This is a genomic window from Rhodococcus sp. SORGH_AS_0301 (genome assembly GCF_030818285.1).
GTDB lineage: Bacteria > Actinomycetota > Actinomycetes > Mycobacteriales > Mycobacteriaceae > Rhodococcoides.
The window spans coordinates 3,847,504-3,867,651 of sequence record NZ_JAUTAC010000002.1; the positions used below are offsets into that span (position 1 = coordinate 3,847,504).

19 protein-coding genes are annotated in these 20,148 nt (G+C 68.2%); 10 read left to right on the forward strand and 9 right to left on the reverse strand.

The genetic code is table 11. From position 1 onward, the window contains the following. The first annotated feature begins 20 nt into the window (after positions 1-20). The 4 genes from QE397_RS18815 to QE397_RS18830 are packed head-to-tail and all read left to right on the forward strand — an operon-like array spanning position 21 to position 3,941. Positions 21-980, forward strand: a complete 960-nt coding sequence (locus QE397_RS18815; protein ID WP_222633308.1) for an EamA family transporter — start codon at positions 21-23, stop codon at positions 978-980. A 38-nt stretch (positions 981-1,018) separates the two neighbouring features. Then, entirely contained in the window at positions 1,019-1,930 is a 912-nt protein-coding gene (locus tag QE397_RS18820; RefSeq protein ID WP_307096668.1) for an iron-siderophore ABC transporter substrate-binding protein, read from the forward strand. A 30-nt stretch (positions 1,931-1,960) separates the two neighbouring features. Beyond that, a complete protein-coding gene (locus QE397_RS18825; RefSeq protein WP_307096670.1) occupies positions 1,961-3,247 on the forward strand; it encodes a MurT ligase domain-containing protein in 1,287 nt (428 codons plus the stop codon). Further along, the gene (locus tag QE397_RS18830) at positions 3,240-3,941 is read left to right on the forward strand and encodes a type 1 glutamine amidotransferase (RefSeq protein WP_222647549.1); all 702 of its coding nucleotides are present in this window, start codon (positions 3,240-3,242) and stop codon (positions 3,939-3,941) included. The genes QE397_RS18825 and QE397_RS18830 overlap by 8 nt, the downstream gene beginning before the upstream one ends. Here QE397_RS18830 and QE397_RS18835 read toward each other — a convergent pair. The 4 genes from QE397_RS18835 to QE397_RS18850 all read right to left on the reverse strand — a co-directional run bounded on the left by QE397_RS18835 (position 3,938) and on the right by QE397_RS18850 (position 7,965). Continuing rightward, positions 3,938-5,014 (reverse strand): AbrB family transcriptional regulator, encoded by a 1,077-nt coding sequence (locus tag QE397_RS18835; protein WP_307096672.1) that lies wholly within the window; start codon positions 5,012-5,014, stop codon positions 3,938-3,940. The genes QE397_RS18830 and QE397_RS18835 overlap by 4 nt on opposite strands. Before the next feature lie 20 nt (positions 5,015-5,034). Beyond that, a complete protein-coding gene (locus tag QE397_RS18840) occupies positions 5,035-5,436 on the reverse strand; it encodes a universal stress protein (RefSeq protein WP_056443269.1) in 402 nt (133 codons plus the stop codon). 31 nt (positions 5,437-5,467) lie between these two features. Next, positions 5,468-6,874, reverse strand: a complete 1,407-nt coding sequence (locus tag QE397_RS18845; protein ID WP_027506641.1) for a CitMHS family transporter — start codon at positions 6,872-6,874, stop codon at positions 5,468-5,470. 104 nt (positions 6,875-6,978) lie between these two features. Next, positions 6,979-7,965, reverse strand: a complete 987-nt coding sequence (locus tag QE397_RS18850) for a tripartite tricarboxylate transporter substrate binding protein (RefSeq protein ID WP_222650817.1) — start codon at positions 7,963-7,965, stop codon at positions 6,979-6,981. Between the two features lie 136 nt (positions 7,966-8,101). On the opposite strand from QE397_RS18850, the gene QE397_RS18855 reads away from it, so the two are divergent. Further along, positions 8,102-9,805, forward strand: coding sequence for an ATP-binding protein (locus tag QE397_RS18855; RefSeq protein WP_307096674.1), 1,704 nt, complete (start codon positions 8,102-8,104; stop codon positions 9,803-9,805). Next, positions 9,802-10,470 (forward strand): response regulator, encoded by a 669-nt coding sequence (locus tag QE397_RS18860; RefSeq protein ID WP_056444251.1) that lies wholly within the window; start codon positions 9,802-9,804, stop codon positions 10,468-10,470. Before QE397_RS18855 ends, QE397_RS18860 begins: the two co-directional genes overlap by 4 nt. Here the strand turns inward: QE397_RS18860 and recR are convergent. From recR to QE397_RS18875, 3 genes are read right to left on the reverse strand one after another with little or no spacing between them, the layout of a single operon-like run. Next, entirely contained in the window at positions 10,467-11,078 is a 612-nt protein-coding gene (gene recR / locus QE397_RS18865; RefSeq protein ID WP_027506637.1) for a recombination mediator RecR, read from the reverse strand. The genes QE397_RS18860 and recR overlap by 4 nt on opposite strands. Before the next feature lie 16 nt (positions 11,079-11,094). Then, on the reverse strand, positions 11,095-11,433 hold the full coding sequence (locus QE397_RS18870; protein WP_204869622.1) for a YbaB/EbfC family nucleoid-associated protein: 339 nt from the start codon (positions 11,431-11,433) through the stop codon (positions 11,095-11,097). 58 nt (positions 11,434-11,491) lie between these two features. After that, a complete protein-coding gene (locus QE397_RS18875; protein ID WP_027506635.1) occupies positions 11,492-11,926 on the reverse strand; it encodes an SRPBCC family protein in 435 nt (144 codons plus the stop codon). Between the two features lie 228 nt (positions 11,927-12,154). Here QE397_RS18875 and QE397_RS18880 point away from each other — a divergent pair, with 228 nt between their 5' ends. The 3 genes from QE397_RS18880 (at position 12,155) to fadD5 (ending at position 16,506) form a co-directional block, all read left to right on the forward strand. After that, the gene (locus tag QE397_RS18880; protein ID WP_307097637.1) at positions 12,155-13,567 is read left to right on the forward strand and encodes an FAD-binding oxidoreductase; all 1,413 of its coding nucleotides are present in this window, start codon (positions 12,155-12,157) and stop codon (positions 13,565-13,567) included. Then, a complete protein-coding gene (locus tag QE397_RS18885; RefSeq protein WP_307096677.1) occupies positions 13,564-14,883 on the forward strand; it encodes a class I SAM-dependent methyltransferase in 1,320 nt (439 codons plus the stop codon). The genes QE397_RS18880 and QE397_RS18885 overlap by 4 nt, the downstream gene beginning before the upstream one ends. 87 nt (positions 14,884-14,970) lie before the next feature. Beyond that, positions 14,971-16,506: a fatty-acid--CoA ligase FadD5 gene (gene fadD5 / locus QE397_RS18890; RefSeq protein ID WP_307096679.1), complete on the forward strand. Its 1,536-nt coding sequence runs from the start codon at positions 14,971-14,973 to the stop codon at positions 16,504-16,506. Here fadD5 and QE397_RS18895 read toward each other — a convergent pair. Next, entirely contained in the window at positions 16,503-16,691 is a 189-nt protein-coding gene (locus tag QE397_RS18895; protein WP_027506631.1) for a hypothetical protein, read from the reverse strand. The genes fadD5 and QE397_RS18895 overlap by 4 nt on opposite strands. Before the next feature lie 108 nt (positions 16,692-16,799). Between QE397_RS18895 and QE397_RS18900 the strand changes: the two genes are divergently transcribed. Further along, entirely contained in the window at positions 16,800-17,939 is a 1,140-nt protein-coding gene (locus QE397_RS18900; RefSeq protein ID WP_307096681.1) for a lipase family protein, read from the forward strand. 50 nt (positions 17,940-17,989) lie between these two features. On the opposite strand, the gene QE397_RS18905 is transcribed toward QE397_RS18900, so the two are convergent. Then, positions 17,990-20,140: a 3-hydroxyacyl-CoA dehydrogenase NAD-binding domain-containing protein gene (locus tag QE397_RS18905; protein ID WP_027506629.1), complete on the reverse strand. Its 2,151-nt coding sequence runs from the start codon at positions 20,138-20,140 to the stop codon at positions 17,990-17,992. Positions 20,141-20,148: the final 8 nt, after the last annotated feature.

Here is a 20,148-nt window from a genome sequence, read left to right on the forward strand (position 1 = left end):
CACCCGGAACACTCGAGGTCATGACCACTCGCGACCGCCTGCTCGGACTGATCGTCGTGGTGGTCTGGGGACTGAACTTCCTCGCCATCCGCGCCGGGCTCGACCAGTTCCCGCCGTTCTTCTTCGCTGCCCTGCGGTTCGCGGTGATCGCCGTTCCGGTCGTCCTCTTCGTCCGCCGACCGACCGTGCCGGTGCGCTGGCTCCTGCTGTACGGCACGGGTTTCGGCCTGCTGCAGTTCGCGTTCCTCTTCGCCGCGATGAACGCCGGCATGCCCACCGGCCTGGCCTCGCTGGTGCTCCAGTCGTCGGCGCCGTTCACCGTCGTTCTCGGCGCGCTGCTGCTGCGGGAGAAGGTCGGGCCGCGCCAGTGGATCGGGATCGGCATCGCCGTCGGGGGCATGATTCTCATCGGGTGGGATCGTGCCCACAACGCCACCCTCCTGCCCGTGCTGCTGACGCTGTTGGCAGGCCTCAGCTGGGCCTTCGGCAATCTCGGAAACCGACTGGCGACTCGAGCATCTCGACCGGCCTCCGGCGTTCCCGTCGAGCCGATGCGACTCATGCTGTGGATGACGGTGGTTCCCCCGCTGCCGATGTTCGCGTTGTCGGCCGTCGTCGAGGGTCCGACCACGGGATGGACCGCCATCGGCGACGTGGTGTCGGCCGGGCAGTTCTCCGGGTTGATCGGGCTCGCCTACATCGTGGTCATCGGCACGATCGCCGGCTCGGGACTGTGGACCGTCCTGATCAGCCGGTACCCCGCCGGCGTCGTCGCGCCGTTCTCGTTGCTGGTCCCGGTCGTCGGCATCGGTGCGTCCTGGCTCGTGCTCGACGAGACGCCGAGCGTCCTCTCCCTCGTCGGTGCGGCCGTCGTGATCGGCGGCTGCACGTGGGGTCTGAGCCGCTCGCCGCGATCCGCGACGACCACACCGACCGAGCCCCGGATCGTGACTCCCCCGCCCGGAGCCACCGTCGGTTAGGGTCCCCTCACCATCACTGTGACGGAGGCTCGGCAAGCGTGTTCGGAAGAAGAAGTACTGTCCTGGCGACCCTGCTCGCCGCGACGGCCCTCGTGGCCTCGGCGTGTTCGACCGATGCGACAGCCGAGGACGCCGCGGACAGCACCCGGACCGTGACCCATGCGCGCGGGGACACGGAGGTGCCCTCGTCGCCGTTGCGAGTCGTCACTCTCGAACCCGTCCAGCTCGACACGAGTGTCGCGCTCGGCGTCGTTCCGGTGGGCACGTCGGTGCTGAGCGAGGCGACGGGGGTGCCCCCGTATCTGGGCGACGAGGCGTCGCGCATCGAGACCGTCGGCACCGTCGCGGAGCCTCGCGTCGAGGCCATCGCGGCTCTGCAGCCGGATCTGATCCTGGGAACGGAGACGCGCCACTCGGAGCTGTACGAGCGGTTGTCCGCGATCGCTCCGACGGTGTTCATGGCGTCGCAGAGCGACCCGTGGCAGGACAACGTCCGCCTCGTCGGGCGCGCCCTCGGACGTGACGCCGAGCCGTTGCTGGGCGAGTACGACGCGCGGTGCGACGAGATCGCCGACAGGTTCGACACCGCCGGGTCGACGGCGCAGCTCATCCGGCCACGCAACGAGGAGCTCACGCTCTACGGACCGCTGTCCTTCGCGGGCAGCACCCTCGAGTGCGCCGGGTTCACCACGCCGCCCCGCCCGGAGTGGTCGAACGAGATCAGTGTCGACGTCTCCCCCGAACTGGCGACGGAGGCCCGCGCCGATCTCGTGGTCGTGACGTCGGCGACACCGGACGATCCGGCGTCGATGCCCACGCCCGTCACGTCGAACACGACGGCGTTCCCGAATCCGCACCTCGTCGACCAGTCGTACTGGATCACCGGCGTGGGACCTCGCGGCGGACAGGCCGTGCTCGACGACATCGAACGGATCCTCGGGGCGTCCTGAGTTCCTTCCCGTGTGGGAGGATCGGACACCATGATCGACAGCAGCAGACGGCACCTCGGAGCCCGCGGACGCCTGGCACTGTCGGCGGCCTCCGCGGCCGCGTGGGCCTCGCAGAAGGCCGGTCGCGGCAAGGGATCGATGATCGGCGGTCTCGTCGCGCTGAAGATCGACCCGGCCCTCATGTCGCGCCTGGGCGCGAATCGACGCACGGCCGTCATCACCGGTACCAACGGCAAGTCGACCACCACCCGGATGACTGCGGCGGCGCTCGCGACACTGGGCGAGGTGGCGACGCAGGCCGACGGCGCCAACATGGACGCGGGCATCGTCGCCGCGCTGAACTCACGGCGCACCGCGCCGCTGGCGGCCCTCGAGGTCGACGAGCTGCACGTCCCGCACGTGTGCGACGCCGTGAACCCCGAGGTCCTGGTGTTGCTGAACCTCAGCCGCGATCAGCTCGACCGCGTCGGCGAGATCAACATGATCGAGCGCAAGCTCCGCGCGGGAATCGTCGCCCATCCCGACACCGTCGTCGTCGCCAACTGCGACGACGTGCTGATGACGTCCGCGGCGTACGACGCTCCGCGGACCGTGTGGGTGGCCGCCGGCGGCGGGTGGGTCGGCGACTCGGTCAGCTGCCCCCGCACCGGGGAACCGATCGAGTGGAACGGCACGCACTGGCGCAGCACAGGTCTGCTGGAGAGCGGGCGGGAGTTCTCGCGGCCGGAGCCGCAGTGGTGGCTCGACGACGAGAACCTGTACGGCCCGGACGGTCTCGTGCTCCCCATGAGTTTGACGCTGCCCGGCCGGGCCAACCGCGGAAACGCGGCGCAGGCCGTCGCTGCCGCGGTCACGATGGGCGCCGATCCCGCGCAGGCCGTCGCCGCGGTGTCCGCAGTCGACGAGGTGGCGGGCCGCTACAGCTCGATCCAGTACGGATCCCACACCGTGCGCATGCTGCTGGCCAAGAACCCCGCCGGATGGCAGGAAGCACTGTCGATGATCGACCCGGCCGCCGACGGCCTGGTGATCGCCGTCAACGGCCAGGTGCCCGACGGCGAGGACCTGTCGTGGCTGTGGGACGTGCGGTTCGAGCACTTCGAGAACACCACGGTGGTGGCGGCCGGTGAACGTGCGACCGACCTGGGAGTTCGCCTGACGTACGCCGGAGCCGACCACACCGTGGTGCCGAACCCGTTGCGGGCCATCGCCTCCTGCCCACCCGGGCGCGTGGAGGTCCTGGCGAACTACACGGCCTTCCGTGACCTCGGCCGGGCGCTGGCGCGCGAGACCGCGAAGGAGGCACCCGGTGTCTGATTTCCGTATCGGGCTCGTCCTGCCCGACGTCATGGGCACGTACGGCGACAGCGGCAACGCGCTCGTCCTGCGCCAGCGCATGCTGATGCGCGGACTCGACGCCGAGATCGTGTCGATCACCCTCGCCGATCCGGTGCCCGAGTCCCTCGACGTCTACGTGCTCGGCGGAGCGGAGGACTCGGCGCAGCGACTCGCGACGAAGCACCTCGCGCGCTACCCCGGACTGCAGCGCGCCGCCGAGCGCGGTGCACCGGTGCTCGCCATCTGCGCGGCGATCCAGGTGCTGGGCGAGTGGTACGAGACGAGCTCCGGCGAACGCGTCGACGGTGTCTCGATGCTGAACGTCACCACGGCGCCGCAGGAGACCCGGTCGATCGGTGAGGTCATCACCCGCCCGGTGTCCGACCGCTTGACCCAGACGCTGACCGGCTTCGAGAACCACCGCGGCGGTACGACTCTCGGTCCCGATGCCGCACCGTTCGCGCGCGTCGAGCACGGCATCGGCAACGGTGTCGGCGACGGCAACGAGGGCGTCGTGCAGGGCTCGGTGATCGGCACCTACATGCACGGACCGGCGCTGGCCCGCAATCCCGAACTGGCGGACCATCTGCTCGAGACAGCTCTGGGTCACTCCCTCGAGCCGCTGCACCTGGCCGACGTCGAGCAGCTGCGCACCGAGCGTCTGCGCCGCTAGACCGAGACCGGATCCTCGGCCGGCCTCCGCGCCGCCCGGCGCATCAGGAGCTGGGCGATGAGCGGTGCCGCCACGAGCATCGAGACCAGCCGGATGAGCTGCACGCACGCCACGAACGTGACGTCGGACCCGGTGGACGCGGACACCGCGAGCACTGCCGCCAACCCGCCGGGGGTCGTCGCCAGGTAGCCGGTGAGCAGGCTGGTCCCGGTCCACGCGGACAGCGCCCATCCGAGCAGCGCACAGATCACGCCGATGCCGAGCACCAGCGCGAACGCGTAGGGGAAGAGTCGGCCGATCAGGCGCAGGCTCGACATCGTGAACGCCAGTCCCGCTTGCCATCCGATGACCAGGAACGCGAGTGGCAGCACGATCATGGGAACCTCGATGCCCACGGGCCAGCCCAGCAGCGCGCAGGCGCCGGACACCATCAGCGGACCCAGCGTGGCCGGTGCGGGAAGCCGCGCGAGCCGCCCCACCGCGATGCCGACGAGAACAGCGCCGAGCAGGAACAGCAGACCCACCCACCACGGCAGCGCATTCTCGTCGGGTGCGGCCGCCGCGACCGAGTGGGTGTCGGCGTGGAACACGAACGTGACCACCAGAGGCATGGTCACCACCACCAGTGCCACCCGCAGGTACTGCACCACCGCGACCACACGTTCGTCGCCGCCGAGCTCTCTCGCTGTCGCGACGAGACCGGTGGCCCCGCCCGCGATCAGCGCCAGCATCCCGGTGGCCGCGGTGACATCCTTGTTCAGTGCGAGCAGTGCACCGCAGCCGGCACTGACCGCCAACGTGGCGATGCCGATGGCCACCGCGGGAAACCAGTTGTCGCCCAACGCAGCCAGCGTCTCGATGTCCACCATCAGGCCGATCGTCACGGCCAGGGTTCCCTGCGCCGCCATGGATCCCGCGCGCGGGACGGCGCGCGGCCCCACTCCGGTGAGGGCGAAGACCACCGCCACCACCAGTGCCGCGAACAACGACGGCGCCGTCAGGCCGACGGCGTCGAGCGCGAACCATCCGGCCACGGACACGGCTGTGAGCGCCACCCAGCGGGTGGCGCTCACAGCGACGGTACGAACTCCGCTCACGACTTGACGAGCAGCACCGGTACCGGTGTTTCGAGAAGCAGGCGCTGGACGGCCTGTCCCATCAGGAACTTGCCGACGGCCGACCGATGCCGCGACCCGACGACCAGCAACTCGGCGTCCGCCTTGTCGATGAGCGCGAGCAGTGTGGTGGTCGCGTCCGGATCGGGCTGGGCCGCAGCGAGAGTCCACTGCGCCTCGGACTCTCCGAGCGCGGCGAGCGACGCGCGGATCGAGTCCTCGACGGCGGTGGTCTCCTTCGCCTCCGAGGAGGGATCCGCGGATCCGGAGAAGGCGTGGAGGACGACCAGTTCGGTTCCTGCGGACCGGGCCTGCTGGACTGCCGATCCGAGTGCCTTGCGGCCTTCCTCGGAACTGTTGTGCACGACGGCGACACTCATGTCGGTGACTCCTCTCTCTGGTGGATGCTGATCAGCCGAAGGGGATCTGGCCGAGGAGAACACCCACGGCGAGCATGGTGAGGGACACGACGGTCGCGCGCCACAGCACCTTGCGGTGATGGTCGGCGAGCGAGACGCCGGCCAGGGTGACCAGCAGCAGGATGGCGGGAACCAGCGGGCTCTGCAGGTGCACCGGCTGTCCGGTGATGGAGGCGCGGGCCATCTCGACCGGCTCGATGCCGTACTGGGCGGCGGTCTCGGTGAGGACCGGGAGGATGCCGAAGTAGAAGGCGTCGTTGGTCATGAAGAACGTCAACGGGATCGACAGGATTCCGGTGATGACGGCCAGGAACGGACCCATCGCGTCGGGGATGACGCCGAGGAGCCACTCGGCCATGGCCTCGACCATTCCGGTACCGGAGAACACGCCGGTGAGGACGGCAGCTGCGAGCACCATGGCGACGACGGAGACGATCGAGGCGGAGTGGCGTGCGATGGCCTCGCCCTGCTCCTTGACCTTCGGGAAGTTGAACGTGAGCGCGATGGAGGCGGCGATCATGAACAGCACCGGGATGGGGAGGATGTCCATGACCAGGATGACGAGGAGCGTGACGGTCAGGATCGCGTTGAACCACAGCAGCTTCGGACGCAGAGTGTCGCGGTTGGGGTCCAGGCCGTCGATGAACTGGCCGGCCTTGCCGTCGTTCTCGTCGTCGCCGGTGGTGATGTCGGCGCTTCCGGTACTGCGACGGGTCTTGCCGTTTCCGGTTCCGGTGCCGTCGGTGCCGACGCCGGCGCCCACCAGCTCCGTGTCGTAGATCAGCGAGCCGAGGCGGCGACGCTCCATGAGGCCGAGGTGGATCGAGAAGAGCAGCACGATGATCAGGCCGGCGATCATCGACGGGACCATCGGGATGAAGACGTCGGAGGGCGAGATGCCCAGTGCGGACGCGGCGCGAACGGTCGGGCCACCCCACGGGATGATGTTCATGGTGCCGTTGGCGAGGCCGGCGACGACCGTCAGGATGACCGGCGAGACACCGAGTTTCAGGTAGAGCGGCAGCAGCGCGGACGTCACGATGATGAACGTGGTGGAGCCGTCACCGTCGAGGGACACGACCATGGCGAGCACCGCGGTGCCGACGACCAGCTTCATCGGATCGTTGCGCACCAGGCGGAGGATGCCGCGCACCAGCGGGTCGAACAGACCCACGTCGATCATGATGCCGAAGAAGATGATCGCGAAGAACAGCAGCGCTGCCGTGGGGGCGAGCGACTTGATGCCGTCCGTGATCATGTCGCCGATGCCGAGCCCGGCGCCGGCGAACAGGCCGAAGATGACCGGGACCAGGATGAGGGCGACCACCGGGGTCGCTCGTTTGGTCAGGATCAGGAACATGAAAGCGGCAACCATGAGGAAGCCGAGTATCACCAACATGGTTACTACTCCTCGTTGTTCGAATAGTGCAGGGTTCGATCAGTGCAGGGTGTGTCGAGGCAGGCTGCGGGCACAGGTGTGGCGCAGTACGGAGGTGTGCGGCGTCAGCCGACGGTGGGTGGATCGATGGTCGAGCGGACCAGGTCGGCCTGCTCGCGGAGGAACGACGCGAAGTCGTCTCCGGTGAGCAGCGCGTCCCGCCACCCGTTCTGCGCCAGGATCTCCTGCCAGAGCGGCGACCCGACCAGTGCTGTGACGTCGGCGATCAGGCGGTCGACGCGCTCCGGTGGCAGTCCCGGCGGGGCGAGGATGCCGCGCCAGTTGTCGAAGTCGAGGTCGACTCCCTGCTCCCGCAGAGTGGGCGCGTCGATGCCGTCGACACGTTCGGAGCTCGAGACGGCGAGCGCCCGGACCGTGCCGGACGCGATCTGGTCCAGATATTCGCTGACGCCGGTGGTGGCGACGTCGACCTCGCCGGTCAACAGGGCCGGCAGCAACTCGCCACCGCCGTCGAAGACGCGGTACTCGGATGCTCGCGGGTCGACACCGACGGTGCGGGCGAGCTGCGTCCGGAACAACCCGTCCGGCCCACCCTCCGCGGAGCCGCCGGCGAACTGCAGAGCCGCGGGATCCTGTCGCCAGGCGTTCGTGAGATCGGCCAGAGTCCGCAGCGGGGATGCTGCCGGCACCAGGACGACCTCGGGTTCGGTGACGAGTCGGGCGATCGGGGTGACGTCCGCGATCTCGTGATCGGACGGGGTGGTGGACAGTGCGCCCACCAGACCCAGCCCCATCACCAGCAGGAGTCGATCGTTGCCCTGTTCGAGAGCGAGACGATTGAGTCCCACGACACCACCCGATCCGGGTAGTACGAGGACGTCGTCCACCACGACGCCCTCCGCGGCCCAACCTCGGGCCAGACTGCGAGCGGTCAGGTCGTAACCGCCACCGGCGACCGACGGAGCGATGACACGAAGTCCCGGCTCCTCCGCCCCGGTCACCATGGCCGACACCCCCGCACTGCACGCGGTCGCCGTGCAGAGCACCGCGAGCAACGCTGCGAGAGCGCTGATGCGGAGGCGTCGGTTCATGGGCACGGTCTCACTGTGTCGGATCCTGTGACTGTGGTCACCCTTTGGTGCACAAACGGGATTGTGTTCATTGTGAGCGTCCGTAGCGCACGCAGATGCACGAATTCCGCGCTCGCCCGGCGGTACGGTTCACCTCGTGATCGGGCGGCGACTGCGCATCTTCGGAACACGCCGCACCCTCTCGTCGCAACTGCTCGCACTGCAGCTTCTCATCATCGTCGCGGTGCTCGTCGTCATCAGCGGGTTGTCGCTGGCCCAGGCGTCGGCGACCTTCCAGCGCGAACAGGGTCTGCGCGTCCAGTCGGCTGCCGAGAACCTCGCCGCGAGTCCCACCGTGCGACAACTGCTCGCCTCCGCCCAGCCCCGCATTCGTACGGCGCTGCAGGGTGCAGTCGAGTCGGTGCGGGCCGTCTCGGGTCTGGACTACGCGCAACTGACCGACCCCGACGGCATCATCGTCGTCGCGACCGACCCGTCGCGGGTGGGACAGGAATCGGCGGCCGAGGGAGCGGGCGCGCGGACGGGCCGATCCTGGACCGGTCTCGCCGAGACGAGCGCCAACACCGCGGTGTCCCCCGACGCGTCCGTGCAGTCACAGGTCCCGGTGCTCGATGCCGACGGCCGCATCGTCGGTGTGGCGATCGTCGGCCGCGAGTACCCGTCGGTGTGGGAGCGCCTCGCGCAGGCGACCCCGGACCTCGTCATCTACCTTGCCGTGGCCTCCGTTCTGGGCGCCGTCGGGTCGATCCTGCTGGCCCGACGCGTCAAGCGGCAGACCATGGGAATGGAGGCCGGGGAGATCGTCGACCTGGTGCGCCAGCGGCAGGCGATGCTCGAGGGCCTCAAGGAGGCCGTGGTGGCGCTGGATCCGTCGGGTCGGGTGGTCCTGCTGAGCCGCAGCGCACACGACATGCTCGGCCTCGACGAGGACGGTGTGGGCCGGCGGGTGGAGGAGCTCGGACTCGACGACCGGGTCCTCGACGTCCTGCGTCACCCGAGCGACGACGGCGACCAGCTCGTCCTCACCGGAGATCGCATCCTCGTCTTCAACACGGTGCCGATCGAGGCGTCGGGACGGAAGGTGGCCACGGTGACCACGTTCCGTGACCGCACCGAACTGAGCGAGGTCCAGAGCAAACTCGACATCAGCCGCACCAGCTCGACGGCACTGCGGGAGCACATCCACGAGTTCGACAACCAGCTGCACACCATCTCGGGACTGGTCCAGCTCGGTGAGTACGACGAGGTGGAGCGGTACGTCGACGGCATCACCGAGCATCGTGAGCGCCTCACGTCCACCGTGACCGACCGCATCGACGATCTCGGGGTCGCGGCGCTGCTCATCGCCAAGATCGGCGCCGCCGCGGCCCGCTCGGTGACCGTGGCGCTCGACGACGCCTCATATCTCCCGCGACTCGACGACGATGCCTCCCGAGACCTCTGCACCGTCGTCGGCAACCTCGTCGACAACGCTGTGGACGCAGTCCTCGAGAATCAGGCTGTGGACGCAGTCCTCGAGAATCAGGCAGTGGACGCAGTCCTCGAGAATCACGCAGTGGACGCGGTGGTGCGCGTCCGGATCGTCGCGGACGCGGACGCGATCGAGGTCGAGGTGGCCGACAACGGCCCCGGCATCGGCACGGAGGATGCGGATCGCGTGTTCGAGCAGGGGTGGAGCACGAAGGGGACGTCGCTCGACGGGCACGGTTTCGGCCTCGCCCTCGTGCGTGTCGTGTGCCGCCGACGCGGCGGTGAGGTCGGCGTGAGTGACAGAGTCGAGGACGGTACGCGGTGGACGGTCTTCCGGGCCGTCACCGGATCCGGGGGGAGGACGCGATGACACTCAGGGTGCTGGTGGTGGACGACGACTTCATGGTCGCGCGGGTGCACACCGGTTTCGTCACCAAGGTGGCCGGATTCGAGGTGTGCGGGGTGGCGCACACGGCGCAGGAAGCGCTGGAGAAAGTGGAGTCCACCCGTCCCGATCTGGTGCTGCTGGACGTCCATCTGCCCGGCGTCACCGGGCTCGATCTCATCGGCCCGTTCCGGGAGATCATCCCCGACCTCGACGTCCTGGTGATCACCAGCGAGCGCGAGGCCGAATCGGTGCGCAAGGCACTGCGCGCGGGCGCCGTGCACTACTTGATCAAGCCGTTCAAGTTCCAGGCACTGCAGGAGCGCCTCGAGCACTACCGCCGCACACGGGAGTCGCTGGCCGCGATCGACGAGGCGGAGCAGGACGCCGTCGACAAGGCGTTCGGAGTGCGCGGGACCGCGACACGGCTCCCCAAGGGCCTGAGCGCCGAGACGCTGGCCATGGTCGAGCACCAACTGCGGGAGAATCCCGGCGAGACCTCGGCGAGCACGATGGCCGAGAGGACCGGGATGTCGCGGTCGAGCGCTCGCCGCTACCTGGAATACCTCAGCGACGTCGACCGGGTGACCGTCTCGCTCGACTACGGCAACGTGGGGCGACCCGAGCGCCTCTATCGGCTCGAGCGCTAATTCATCACGTTGCGGCCGGACAGCGCACGGCCCAACGTGAGCTCGTCCGCGAACTCGAGGTCGCCGCCCATGGGCAGTCCGGAGGCCAGCCGGGTGACGGACAGGCCGGGGAAATCACGCATCATGCGCAGCAGGTAGGTGGCCGTCGCCTCCCCCTCGGTGTTGGGGTCGGTCGCGATGATCACCTCGGAGACGTCGACGCCGTCCTCCTGATTGCCGATACGGGTGAGCAACTCCCGGATGCGCAGCTGATCGGGACCGACCCCGCTCAGCGGATCCAGCGCGCCGCCCAGCACGTGGTATCTGCCCTTGAACTCGCGGGTGCGTTCGACGGCCTGCACGTCCTTGGGTTCCTCGACGACGCAGATCTTCGTCCGATCGCGGCGCGGGTCCGCACAGATGCGGCACAGTTCCTTGTCGGAGACGGTGCCGCAGACGATGCAGAACTGCACCCCGTCGCGGACGCGCTGCAATGCCTTCTGCAGGCGGTCGATCTCGGGCGCCTCGACCCCCAACAGATGAAAGGCGATGCGCTGCGCGCTCTTCGGTCCGACACCGGGAAGTTTGCCCAGCTCGTCGATCAGATCCTGGACCGGACCTTCGTACACGCTTCTCGACCCGGTTCTAGAAGCCGGGCAGGCCGGGGAGTCCGCCGCCGCCCAGGCCGGCGAGGGGACCGAGCTTCTGCGACGCGACCTCACCCGCGGCGCGGGACGCGTCGGCGATCGCACCGATGATCAGGTCCTGCAGGGTCTCGACGTCGTCGGGATCCACGACCTTGGGGTCGATGGTCAGACCGACCACCTCGCCGCTGCCCTTCACCGTCGCCACGACGAGACCGTTGCCGGCGCGGCCGGTGACCTCCGTCGCGGCGATCTCCGCCTGGGCTGCCATCAACTGCTGCTGCATCTGCTGGGCCTGCTGCAGCAGCTGGGACATGTCGGGCTGTTCACCGGGTTGCACGGCGGGTGTCCTTCCGAAGTGGTGACGAGATCGTGTCGGTCGAGCGTAGCCGCGTGCCTCACTCCACCTGGCGCGAGAGGTTCTGCAGGAGCTGCGCCTGAATCTTCTTCAGTCCGAGGGGCGCGAACGTCTTCTCGAAGAAGCCGCCGACACCGCCGGCGCCCGTCCACTCCGTGGTGGTGGTGACCGACGACCCGCTACCGCTCGGGGCGACGAGGTACGTGGTCACCATCGACGAGTTGGCGTCCTTCTCCGTGACGGTCGCGCCGGACACCGACACGGTCGCGAGCACGTTCCGCGAGCGCTTCTCGGTCGCCTGAAGGACCCAGCGAGCGACGGTGCCGTCGCCCTGGCCACCCTCGACGACCGCGAAGTCGCGGTACTGCTCGGGCAGGATGCGCGGACGCACCGTCTCGTAGTCGGACAGTGCCGCGAGGACCTTGTCGGGAGCCGCACTGATGGTGAGGGAACTGCTCGCGCTGACCTTGGCCATGACGGGGAGAACTCCTGATGTCGGGGTGGGACGGACGGTGACATTCATTGTTTCACGTCCACGCCCGGGCGAATCGAGCGCAACGATCGTGTGAAGTTTCCTCGTCGGGAGGCACCTTCCATAGCGTTGCGAACAACCTCCGTATAGCGTTCTCGCGTGGCTCAGACAGTCGATGCGGCGCTCGGGGGAGCGCGGGAACCCGGCGGGGGCGGCAACCGTCCGCACGAGATCGGACAAGCGGGACATCGGGCGGGTGTGGAACGGCTTCTGGCCAGTTACCGTGCCATTCCTCGGGACGCGACCGTCCGCCTGGCGAAGAAGACCTCCAACCTCTTCCGGGCCAGGCCGAAGAACTCCGCCCCCGGACTCGACGTCTCCGGGTTGGGAGGCGTCATCTCGGTCGACCCCGACGCCATGACCGCCGACGTGCAGGGAATGTGCACCTACGAGGACCTCGTCGACGCCACCCTGGCGTACGGGCTCGCTCCCCTGGTGGTGCCGCAGCTCAAGACCATCACGCTCGGCGGCGCGGTCACCGGCCTCGGCATCGAGTCGACGTCGTTCCGCAGCGGCCTTCCGCACGAGTCCGTCCTCGAGATCGACATTCTCGCCGGATCGGGTGACGTCGTCACGGCCACTCCCGACAACGAGTACGGCGACCTCTTCCGAGGGTTCCCCAACTCCTACGGCACCCTCGGCTACTCGACACGGTTGCGCATCGAACTCGAGCCCGTCCTTCCCTACGTCGCCCTGCGCCACGTCCGGTTCCACGACCTCGAGTCGGTGCAGACGGTCATGGCGCGCATCGTCGCGGAGCGGGAGTACGAGGGTGACCGCGTCGACTACCTCGACGGGGTGGTGTTCTCCGGGACCGAGGCCTATCTGACCCTGGGCCGGCAGACCGACGAGCCGGGACCGGTGAGCGACTACACCGACTCGGCGATCTTCTACCGGTCCATCCAGCACGACGGCACCGCACCGCGAACGGACCGCCTGACGGTGCGCGACTACCTGTGGCGGTGGGACACCGACTGGTTCTGGTGCTCGCGCGCCTTCGGTGCGCAGAACCCGCGCATCCGACGTCTCTGGCCGAAGAAGTACCTGCGCAGCAGCTTCTACTGGAAGCTGATCGCGCTCGACCAGAAGTACGACATCGCCGACCGTCTCGAGAAGCGCAAGGGCAACCCGATCCGCGAGCGCGTGGTGCAGGACATCGAGGTGCCGATCGAGAACACGGCCGCGTTCGTCTCGTGGTTCCTCGACGAGATCCCGATCGCGCCGTTGTGGCTGTGTCCCTTGCGACTTCGCGAACCCGACGGGTACGCCGACGCGCAGGACTCCGACGCCGGAGTACGCGGGTGGCCCCTCTATCCGCTCGAACCTCACCGCACCTACGTCAACGTCGGCTTCTGGTCGTCGGTGCCCGTGGTCCCCGGTGAACCCGACGGGGCAGCCAACCGTCGGATCGAGAAGAAGGTGACCGAGTTCGACGGTCACAAGTCCCTCTACTCGGACTCGTTCTACGACAGGGACGAGTTCGATGCCCTCTACGGCGGTGACGGTTACCGCCGACTCAAAGAGAAGTACGACCCCGATTCGCGGTTGTTGGATCTGTATTCGAAGGCGGTGCATCGTCGATGACGACATTCAAGGATCAACGGAACCCCGGCCCGTCCGGCGGTTCCCCCAAACTCTCCATCGCCGAGATTCTCGAGCAGTTCACCGAAGGTGATCTGCCCGTTCGGTTCTCGGCGTACGACGGCAGTACGGCCGGTGCCGAGGATTCCGAGTACGGGCTCAGGCTCACCTCACCCCGCGGCACCACCTACCTCGCGACCGCCCCCGGCGACCTGGGCATGGCTCGCGCCTACGTCTCGGGCGATCTGGAGATCGAGGGCGCCCACCCGGGTGACCCGTACGACGTGCTCCGGATGCTGGGCGACGACCTGCACTTCAAACGTCCGTCCGCGCGCGCACTGGCGACCGTCACCCGGTCTCTCGGATGGGAGTTGCTGCGTCCCATCGCTCCCCCGCCCCAAGAGTCCCTCCCACGCTGGCGGCGTATCGCCGAGGGGTTGCGGCACAGCAAGACTCGGGACGCCGAGAGCATCCACCACCACTACGACGTGTCGAACACGTTCTACGAGTACGTACTCGGCCCGTCGATGACCTACACCTGCGCCGCCTACCCGACTCTCGAGGCGTCGCTCGAGGAGGCGCAGGAGAACAAGTACCGCCTGGTGTTCGAGAAGCTGAACCTGAAGGCGGGCGACCGACTGCTCGACATCGGTTGTGGCTGGGGCTCGATGGTGCGCTACGCGGCCCGTCGCGGCGTCCACGTCATCGGCGCCACGCTCTCGCGCGAGCAGGCAGAGTGGGCGCAGAACGCCATCGCCGCCGACGGTCTGAGCGATCTCGCGGAGGTGCGTCACAGCGACTACCGCGACATCGTCGAGGGCGACTTCGACGCCGTGTCGTCGATCGGCCTCACCGAGCACATCGGCGTCTCGAACTACCCGGCGTACTTCGAGTTCATCAAGGGAAAGCTGCGCCCGGGTGGCCGCGTCCTGAACCACTGCATCACCCGCCCGGACAACCGCTCGTCGGCGCGGGCCGGCGGCTTCATCGACCGCTACGTCTTCCCCGACGGCGAGCTGACGGGATCCGGCCGCATCATCTCCGAGATGCAGGACGTGGGCCTCGAGGTGCGTCACGAGGAGAACCTGCGCGAGCACTACGCGATGACGCTCCGGGACTGGTGCCGCAACCTCGTCGACAACTGGGACGCCTGCGTCGCGGAGGTCGGTGAGGGCACCGCGCGCGTGTGGGGCCTCTACATGGCGGGCTCACGCCTGGGCTTCGAGCGCAACGTGGTCCAGCTGCACCAGGTACTCGCCGTCAAGCTCGACGAGAACAACGACGCGGGTCTTCCGTTGCGGCCCTGGTGGATCGGCTGATCCACTGACACGGACGCTGTCTCGGGTGTCGAATCACGGGGACTGTCGACACCCGAGTGGGTGCGACTCCACGAGAGGACACCCGAGATGGCGGATCAGTCGCAGCCCGGACGTGCACGGCGGGACAACTGGAACAACCAGGTACGACGACACGCACTGATGAATCCCGCGGGCGTGGCGCTGCGCTTCGGTGGGACGACGCACACCTGGCGCGGCCTCTGCGATCGTGTCGACGCACTCGCCGGCGGGTTGTCCCACCGTGGCGTGACGGCCGGGGACCGGGTGCTGATCCTCATGCTCAACCGGCCCGAGTACATCGAATCGGTGCTCGCGATCACTGCCGTCGGTGCGATCGCCGTGCCCGTCAACTTTCGGATGAGCGCCCCGGAGATCACCTACCTCGCGCAGAACAGCGGCGCCGGCCTCATCGTCGTGGAGGACGCTCTGGCGCCGCTCGCCGCGGCGGTGGGCGTCGCGGACTCGATCGTGGTGGGCGGAGACGGGGACACCTACGAGGCTCTGATTCGCGAGGGCGCGCCCGCGCCGGACACCGACGTCCCAGACGACGCACCGGCTCTGATCATGTACACCTCGGGAACGACCGGCCGCCCCAAAGGTGCTGTGCTGTCTCATTCCAACATGCAGGCTCAGGCGCTGACCTGCATTCGCGCCCTGCAGATGTACGGAGTCGACGAGATCAACTTCTGTGCGTCACCGATGTTCCACATCGCCGCCCTGGGCAGCATCGCCCCCAGCCTCAAGCTCGGCATCCCGACCGTCGTCCACCCCGTTGGTGCGTTCGATCCGGCCGCGTTGCTCGACGTCCTCGAGGCCGAGGCGGTGACCACCCTGTTCCTCGTGCCGGTGCAGTGGCAGGCGGTCTGCGCGGAACAGGCGCGCCGCCCCAGGACGTTGTCGCTGCGAGTGATCTCGTGGGGTGCGGCGCCGGCGTCGGACACCGTCCTGCGGGCGATGTCGCAGACCTTCCCCGACGCCCTCACCGTGGCCGTCTTCGGTCAGACCGAGATGTCGCCGATCACCTGCGTCCTCGACGGCGGCGACGCACTCCGCAAACTCGGGTCCGTGGGACGCGTCGTCGCCACGGTGGAGGCTCGGGTCGTCGACGACGACATGATCGACGTCCCGCAGGGCGACATCGGCGAGATCGTCTATCGCGGGCCGACGCTGATGCACGGGTACTGGGAGAACCCTGCCGCCACGTCGGACGCGTTCCACGGTGGCTGGTTCCATTCCGGCGACCTGGTGCGTCAGGACGAGGAGGGCTTCGTCTTCGTCGTCGACCGCAAGAAGGACATGATCATCTCCGGCGGCGAGAACATCTACTGCGCCGAGGTCGAGAACGTGCTGTTCTCCCACCCCCGAATCCTCGAGGCAGCAGTGATAGGCCGCCCGGACGACCGCTGGGGTGAGGTGCCCGTCGCCGTCGTCGCGCAGCGCGGCACCGACGAGCCGGACCTCACGCTTCCCGACCTCGTCGGCTGGCTGGACGGACGCCTCGCGCACTACAAGCACCCGCGCCACCTGGTGCTGGTGGAGGCGCTCCCCCGCAACGCCGGCGGCAAGGTAGTGAAGGTCGACCTGCGCAGGCGTTTCTCCGACTAGACCCCTCGGCGCCTGCTCACCACCACGATCGCCACTCCGACGATCAGGATGACGGGGCCGAGGATCGACCAGGTGGTCGTGTTGCTCATCGCACTGCCACCGATCACCCCGAATCCCTGGAGGCTGAACAGCAGGCCCATGACGGCGATCACGGCACCGATGACGGTGACAACGGGAGTCTTCACCTGTCGAACCTAGTCCCCTGATGCCGCGTCGGGCCCGTTCTCGTGACGAGACACATCGTCGCGACGGGACACACCACGGACGCCGCTCGACATGATGGACTGCTGTCCGTGACTTCTCTTCCCCGACGATTCTGTCCACCGGTCCTCGTCGCGTGCGTCGCACTCGCGTCGTCCGTCCTTCTCGTCCCTGCTCCCGCGTCCGCCGAGACGGCCGCGGGCACGGTGCTCTCCAGCACCGCGCTCGATCCCGCGCTGGCACCCGCCGGCGCCGCGGAGAGCTATGTGGTGCGCTACTCCACGCTGCGGACGGCCGAGCAGGCCGGGGAGTCGACGGGCACGGTGTTCGTGCCGACAGGCGATGCTCCCGCCGACGGATGGCCGGTCGTGTCCTACGCCCACGGCACCACCGGTGTCGCCGACTCGTGTGCACCGTCGGCGACGGGCACCGCGCAGTACGAGCGTCCGGCGATCGAGGCGTGGCTGGCCGCCGGCCACGCCGTGGTGGCCACCGACTATGCGGGCATGGGGACTCCGGGTGTGCACGCCTATCTGGACGGACCCGCCGCCGGTGCCAACGCGATCGACATCGTCCGCGCAGCACACACGATGCTCGGCGATCGGCTCTCGCCGGAATGGATCACCACCGGCCTGTCCCAGGGCGGCAACACGTCCTTCTTCACCGCCGCAGCGGCATCCACCCGCGCACCGGACCTCGACTTCCGCGGCGCCGTGTCCGTGGCCGGCCCGACGGGGCTCGACACCGTGCTCCCGCTGGTCGGTCCGGTTCTCCCGCCGGTCGTCCCCAGCGGCTTTCTCGGCTACGTCTTCTACACCCTCGCCGGACTGGCGGACCAGCGTCCGGAACTCGACGTCCGGCAGTACCTGACGCCGAAGGGCGTCGAGTATCTCGACGCTGCGACCACGCTGTGCGGCAACGAATTCCGCGATTATCGGTCGGCGCACCCGGCCCAGTTCGGGGAGCTTCTCACGCGCCCGTTGACGCCGCTGGCCCCCGTGCTCGAGCAGATGCAGGCCGTCCCCGTCAGTGGCTACGACCGGCCGCTCCTCGTGACTCAGAGCCTCTCCGATCAGACAGTTCCGGCTCCGCTCACGTTCGCCCACACGGCCCGGATGACCGCTGCCGGTACGGACTTCCAGCTGGTCACCTTTCCGACGCCCGATCACATCGGCACCCTGATGGCCTCCATGCCCGCATCACTCGACTTCGCCGCGCGCGTCCTGAGCTGAGACGACGACAGCCCCACACCAGGAGGTGCGGGGCTGTCGTGTACTCGTGACTAGCGCAGAGACGCAGGCGGAGTGAACCGCTCGCCGTACTGCTTGGCCAGCTCCTCGGCACGGGCGACGAACGCCTCCTTGCCGATCGAGCCGTCCGCGGCCTCGTAGCCGACGACGTACTGGTGCACGCCACCGGTCCACGCCGGGAAGCCGATACCGAAGATCGAGCCGATGTTGGCGTCGGCCGTCGTGTTCAGCACGCCCTCGTCGAAGCACTTCTGCGTCTCGATCGCCTCGATGAAGAGCATGCGCTCCTTGAGGTCCTCGAACGACGACTCCGAGGTACCCGACTTGAAGGCGTCACGCAGACCCGACCAGAGGCCGGTGCGCTTGCCGTCGACGTACTCGTAGAAGCCGGCACCCTTGGCCTTCGACGGACGCTCGAACTCGTCGACCATCTTGTCGATGACCGCGCCCGCGGCATCCTCGGGAGGAGTTCCGCCGGCTGCGACGATCGCGTCGTAGGTCTCCTTGCGGATCTTCTGCATCAGCGTCAGCGTCAGCTCGTCGGAGAGCTGCAACGGCGGCGCCGGGTAGCCCGCCTGCAGACCGGCCTGCTCGATGGTCGCGGGCTCGACGCCCTCGCCCAGCATGGCGATGGCCTCGTTGATGAAGGTGCCGATCACGCGGGAGGTGAAGAAACCACGGCTGTCGTTGACGACGATCGGAGTCTTCTTGATGGCCTGCACGAGGTCGAATGCCTTGGCCAGAGCGGCATCCGAGGTCTTGTCACCGCGGATGATCTCGACCAGCGGCATCTTGTCGACGGGCGAGAAGAAGTGGATTCCGATGAAGTCTTCCTGGCGCTTGACACCCGTCGCGAGACCGGTGATGGGCAGCGTCGAGGTGTTCGAGCCGAGCAGCGAATCGGGTGCGACGAGGTCCTCGATCTCCTGGAAGACCTTGTGCTTGAGGTCCTGCGACTCGAAGACCGCCTCGATGACGAGGTCTGCACCCTCGACGTCCTTCGGATCGGCAGTCGGGTGGATACGCGCCAGCAGCGCGTCCGACTTCTCCTGCGTGGTCTTGCCGCGTGAGAGCGCCTTGGCCTCGATGGCCTCGGAGTACGCCTTGCCCTTGTCTGCGGACGCCTGCTCGACGTCCTTGAGCACCACATCGATTCCGGCCTTGGCACAGACGTAGGCGATGCCCGCGCCCATCATGCCGGCGCCGAGCACAGCGACCTTGGTGAACTGCGTCTTCTCGTAGCCGTCCGGGCGGGACTTGCCGGCATTGATCGCCTGCAGGTCGAAGAAGAATGCCTGGATCATGTTCTTCGACACCTGGCCGGTGACGAGGGACGTGAAGTAGCGCGACTCGATGGTGGACGCGTTGTCGAAGTCGACCTGCGCACCCTCCACCGCGGCGGACAGGATCGCGAGCGGTGCCGGCATCGGCGCGCCCTTGATCTGCTTGCGCAGGTTCGAAGGGAACGCCGGAAGGATCTGCGCGAGCTTGGGATTGGACGGCGTGCCGCCGGGGATCTTGTAGCCCTTGACGTCCCAGGGGGCGACGCCGCCCTCGGGGTTGGCCTTGATCCATGCCTTCGCAGCGGGAACGAGTTCCTCGACGCTGCCGACGACCTCGTGCACCAGACCGAGCTCGAGCGCCTTGGCCGGGCGGAATCGCGTGCCCTGGGACAGCACCGACATGAAGCCGTTCTGGATACCCATCATGCGGGTGATGCGGGTGACGCCGCCGCCGCCGGGCAGCAGGCCCAGCGACACCTCGGGCAGGCCGAGCTGGACACCGGGAACGTCCGCGACGATGCGGTGGTGCGTCGCCAGCGTGATCTCCAGGCCGCCACCGAGTGCGGCGCCGTTGATCGCGGACACGACGGGCTTGCCGAGCGTCTCGAGCCGACGCAGCTGCGACTTGACCGTCTGCACCTCGTCGAAGATCTGCTGGGCGTCGGCGGGGCCGGCCTTGATCATGTTCTTGAGATCGCCACCGGCGAAGAAGGTCTTCTTCGCCGAGGTGACGACGACACCGGTGATGGAGTCCTTCTCGGCCTCGAGGCGGTCGACCGTGGCGCCCATCGAGGTCTTGTAGAGCTCGTTCATCGTGTTGGCGCCCTGGTTCGGGTCGTCCATCGTCAGGGTGACGATGCCGTCGGCATCCTGGTCCCACTGAATCATGTTGTCACTCATGCTGTTCC